Raw genomic sequence first — 4,825 nt, 5'->3', positions numbered from 1 at the left:
TACACCCTTTACGCCACACCCTGCCCCCCCACGCCCCTCTGCCTACGTGGCACTGTGTGTCGGCGGGCGGCTGGCCGGCCAACAACTATACCGCGGGCAAGCCTCGCTCCTACAGGGGTTTGTGTGATGTGTTAGATAAACATCTCCCGGCTCAACCCATGCCGCTGCATCTTTTCGTTGAAGGTGCGGCGTGGCAGTTGCAGCTCTTCCAGTACTGCCTTGACGTCGCCTTTGTGGCGGGTCAAGGCTGCGCGCAAGCATTGCGCTTCAAAGGCTTCCTGCTGCGCCGCCAGTGACTGACCGGGTTCGGATCCCGTTGGTATGGGCTCGCCAAGTCCCAGGACCTGCCGTTCGGCCATGTTCGCCAGTTCGCGTACATTGCCCGGCCAGTCGTGGCTGAGCAGGTGGCTCAACTGTGGGCCGCTCAGCGGCGAGAAGGTACGTCCCAGGCGCTCGGCGGCATGGCGTGCAAATGATTCATACAGCAATGGAATGTCTTCGCGACGGTCGCGCAACGGCGCCAGGCGCAACTCGGCGACGTTAAGGCGATAGGCCAGGTCCTCGCGAAAACGCCCGGCCCGCGCTTCGTCGAGCAAGTCCGGTTTGGTGGCGGCAATGATGCGCAAGTCCACGCGGATACTCTGGTTCGAGCCCAGGCGCTCCAGCTTCTGTTCTTGCAATACCCGCAGCAGTTTCACTTGCTGGGCCAGCGGCATGCTTTCGATTTCATCGAGAAACAGCGTACCGCCGTCGGCATATTCGAGTTTGCCGATGCGCTTGCCCTGGGCACCGGTAAACGCGCCGCTTTCGTGGCCGAACAACTCGGCCTCGAACAGCTGCTCGGGGATGGCCGCACAGTTCAATGGTACAAAAGGTTTGTCGGCCCGTGGTCCGAAGTCATGCAGGCAACGGGCAACCAGTTCCTTGCCGCTGCCGGTTTCGCCACGGATCAGCACGTTGACCGGCAGCGCGGCAAGTTCCAGCACCTGTCCGCGCAATGTCTGCAGGCCACGGGATACGCCCAGAAGCGTGGCATCGAGTCTGGCGCGATTGTCGGCCTGCTCGTGCAGGGCCCGGTTCTCCAGGACCAGCCGGCGCTTTTCCAGCGCGCGGCGCAGGCTGCCGAGCAGAATGTCGGGGCTGAAGGGCTTTTCCAGAAAGTCGTAGGCGCCATCGCGCATGGCGTCGACGGCCATCGGTACATCACCATGGCCAGTCAGCAGAATCACTGGCAGGTCGGCATCGCGCCGCTGAACTTCAGCCAGCAGTTCCAGGCCCGTCATGCCGGGCATGCGTACGTCACTGAGAATCACCCCGGCAAAATGACGAGGCAGTCTTGCCAGGCAGTCTTCGGCGCGGCTGAACAATTGCACCTCGAATCCGGACAGGCTCAGCCATTGCTCGACGGCGCTGCGGATGCTGCTTTCATCGTCGACGACCATCACGGCGTTCAGCATGGTTGGGTCTCCGGATCAATCGGCAAGGTCAGGGTGAACACGGCGCCATTGTCGTGGTTATCGGCTGTCAGGCGACCGCCCGATTCATGAACGATAGCGAAGGAAACCGCCAGGCCGATACCCAGGCCGTCACCCACCGGTTTGGTGGTGAAGAACGGATCGAACAGCTTGGGCAGATCTTGCGGCTCGATGCCGCTGCCGTTGTCGATGACACTCAAGCGCCACCCTTGTTCTTCGGCTTCGAGGCGAATCTCCAGGCGCTTGCAGGGTTTGTCGCGCATGGCATCGAGTGCATTGCGCAACAGATTGATCAGCACCTGTTCCAGTCGAATCGCATCGCCGCGTACCCATGCCGGGCGCGTCAGGTGCAGCACCGTACTGACCTGTTCGTCGCGCAGTCGGGTGTCGAGCAGGTGCAGCGACTGGTCGACGACGGCCGCCAGGTCCAGCCGTTCGCGCAAACCGCTGGGGCTGTTGCGGGCAAAGGTTTTCAGGTGGCCGGTGAGCGCGGCCATGCGCGTGAGCATGTCGTCCACCGGTTTGAGCGCCTGGTAGGCGTCATCGATGCGGCCGTGATCGAGCAACAGCCTCAGGGTCGCGAGTTGCATGCGTTGCGCGGTCAGGGGCTGGTTGATCTCGTGAGCCAGCGCTGCCGACATCTGCCCCAATGCGGCGAGCTTGGCCGATTGCACCAGCCCCTCCTGGGCGGTGCGCAAGTCACGGGTGCGTTCTTCAACCAGCCGCTCAAGTTCTTCGCGACTGCGCTGGCGCAGCTTGGCCAGGCGCCAGCGCTGATTGAGAAACAGCAGCAGGAACACCAGGGTCAGCCACAATCCGGCTGCCGCAAGCGCGGCGTTGCGGCTGTCTTCGAAGGCCACCTGGGGACGGCGCAGCAGGTGCAATGTCCAGCCCTCGGCGGTCAGCGGCAGGGACTCCCACAGATAGTCGGCAGTGCCTTCGGGACCGTCGACCCGCGCCAGCTCGCTGTTGTCGTCGAAGCGGCGCAACGACTGGTGTTCAAGTGGTGACAAGGGTTGCTTGTCGTACTGGCGGGTGTTCTTGAGTTCGGCGCGATCGCTTTCGCTCAGGGGCTGCAAGTGGCGATAGCGCCAACCCGGCTGGTTGGCGATGAAAATGATTCCGCGAGCATCACTGACCAGCAAGGTGTCGGTGCCCTGGCTCCACTCGCGTTCCAGTTCCGGAAATTCCAGTTTCACCACCATGGCACCGAGAAATTGCCCGTCGTCACCGGTCACGGCGCTGGACAGGAAGTAACCGGGAATGCCGCTGGTCACGCCGACGGCATAAAAGCGCCCGGTGCCCTGGGTTCGGGTCTGGTTGAAATAGGGGCGGAAGCCGTAGTTGTGCCCGACATAGCTGCTGGGCAGACGCCAGTTGCTCGCAGCCACGGCAAGGCCGTTGCGATCGAGCAGCTCCAGGGTCGAGGACTCGGCGGCGCCGTTGATTTTTTCCAGCTTGCGGTTCAGCGCGTCCTGTTGTTCGGGAGAAACCGGGCCCCTGAGTGCGTCGCGCAGTTGCGGGTCCAGCGCCAGTACCGATGGCAGGGTACGGTAGCGCTCGATCAGGGTGTGCAGGGAGGTTGCATACAGGGCCAGTTGCTGATTGGCGCGGGCTGCGTCTTCGACCATGGATTGGCGTACGGCGTGGCGCATGGCCAGGGTGGCGGCGATGGCGGCACCGGCAATGATCAGCACGGTGTACAGCGCCAGGCGCAGGGTGCGAGATGACTCGGGCATGCAGGGATTACACATAGGGAACGGAAGCCGCGCACCATAACATGGGGCATGCTGCCTCGCCCCCTGTAGGAGCGAGCAAGCTCGCGATGGATGACCGGGCACCGCGGGGTCTCAGGCAGCCAGCGTCAACGTTAACGACCATCGCGAGCGTGCTCGCTCCTACAGGGGGACGTATGCGGAAACAAAAAAAGGCGACAGGGGATTGGCCTGTCGCCTTTTTCGGTCAGCCGAAGTGCTTACTGCACTTCCACCGCCAGGCTTTCACTGATCTTTTGCTGCCAGATGGCAGGACCGGTGATGTGTACCGATTCACCTTTGCTGTCGACCGCTACGGTCACCGGCATGTCTTTGACGTCGAACTCGTAGATCGCTTCCATGCCCAGTTCGGCGAAGGCCACGACGCGGGATTTCTTGATCGCTTGCGCCACCAGATACGCTGCGCCACCGACGGCCATCAGGTAAACGGCCTTGCTGTCCTTGATCGCTTCGATGGCGGTCGGGCCGCGTTCGGATTTGCCGATCATGCCCAGCAGACCGGTCTGCTCCAGGATCTGACGGGTGAATTTGTCCATCCGCGTCGCGGTGGTCGGGCCTGCCGGGCCAACCACTTCTTCGCGTACCGGATCGACCGGACCGACGTAATAGATGAAGCGGCCTTTCAGATCGACCGGCAGGGTTTCACCCTTGTTGAGCATTTCGACCATGCGCTTGTGCGCGGCGTCGCGACCGGTGAGCATCTTGCCGTTGAGCAGGATGGTCTCGCCTGGCTGCCAGCTCTGCACTTCTTCCGGGGTCAGGGTGTCGAGGTTGACGCGACGGGCCGAAGGACCGGCTTCCCAGACGATTTCCGGGTAGGCGTCCAGCGGTGGCGCTTCCAGGCTTGCAGGACCCGAGCCATCGAGTACGAAGTGCGCATGGCGAGTGGCGGCGCAGTTCGGGATCATGCACACCGGCAGGGAAGCGGCGTGGGTCGGGTAGTCCATGATCTTCACGTCGAGCACGGTGGTCAGGCCGCCCAGGCCCTGTGCACCGATACCCAGCTGGTTGACCTTCTCGAACAGCTCCAGGCGCATTTCCTCGATGCGGTTCTGCGGGCCACGGGCCTTGAGTTCATGGATGTCGATGGATTCCATCAAGACTTCCTTGGCCATCACCGCGGCTTTCTCGGCGGTACCGCCGATGCCGATGCCGAGCATGCCAGGTGGGCACCAGCCGGCGCCCATGGTCGGAACGGTCTTGAGCACCCAGTCGACGATCGAGTCGGACGGGTTGAGCATGGCCATTTTCGACTTGTTTTCGGAACCGCCGCCCTTGGCCGCCACGTCCACTTCCACGGTGTTACCCGGAACGATGGAGTAGTGGATAACGGCAGGGGTGTTGTCCTTGGTGTTTTTGCGAGCACCCGCCGGGTCGGCGAGGATCGAGGCGCGCAGGACGTTTTCCGGCAGGTTGTAGGCGCGACGAACGCCTTCGTTGATCATGTCGTCCAGGCTCATGGTCGCGCCATCCCAACGCACGTCCATGCCCACGCGGACAAACACGGTCACGATGCCGGTGTCGCATTACGCTTGCTACCTGTCAGAAGTCTATCGCGGCGGCTTGGAAAGTGTT

The 4,825-nt window shown here is 62.7% G+C and carries 2 protein-coding genes and 1 pseudogene; all 3 read right to left on the bottom strand.

Going from position 1 to position 4,825, the window contains the following annotated elements:
- Positions 1–131 precede the first annotated feature (131 nt).
- Positions 132–1,457, bottom strand: coding sequence for a sigma-54-dependent transcriptional regulator (locus ACQKP2_RS31680; RefSeq protein ID WP_427582220.1), 1,326 nt, complete (start codon positions 1,455–1,457; stop codon positions 132–134).
- Complete coding sequence (locus ACQKP2_RS31675) at positions 1,451–3,214, bottom strand: sensor histidine kinase (RefSeq protein ID WP_427582219.1); 1,764 nt, start codon at positions 3,212–3,214, stop codon at positions 1,451–1,453. Before ACQKP2_RS31675 ends, ACQKP2_RS31680 begins: the two co-directional genes overlap by 7 nt.
- Positions 3,215–3,450: 236 nt before the next feature.
- A pseudogene (locus ACQKP2_RS31670) lies at positions 3,451–4,773 on the bottom strand (fumarate hydratase); the annotation flags it as partial.
- Positions 4,774–4,825 lie beyond the last annotated feature (52 nt).

The sequence above is a fragment of the Pseudomonas sp. NPDC089569 genome, from assembly GCF_050280625.1.
In the GTDB taxonomy this organism is placed as follows: domain Bacteria; phylum Pseudomonadota; class Gammaproteobacteria; order Pseudomonadales; family Pseudomonadaceae; genus Aquipseudomonas.
Note: the sequence above shows the minus strand (reverse complement) of the source record. Positions and strands in the feature narration are given on the sequence as shown.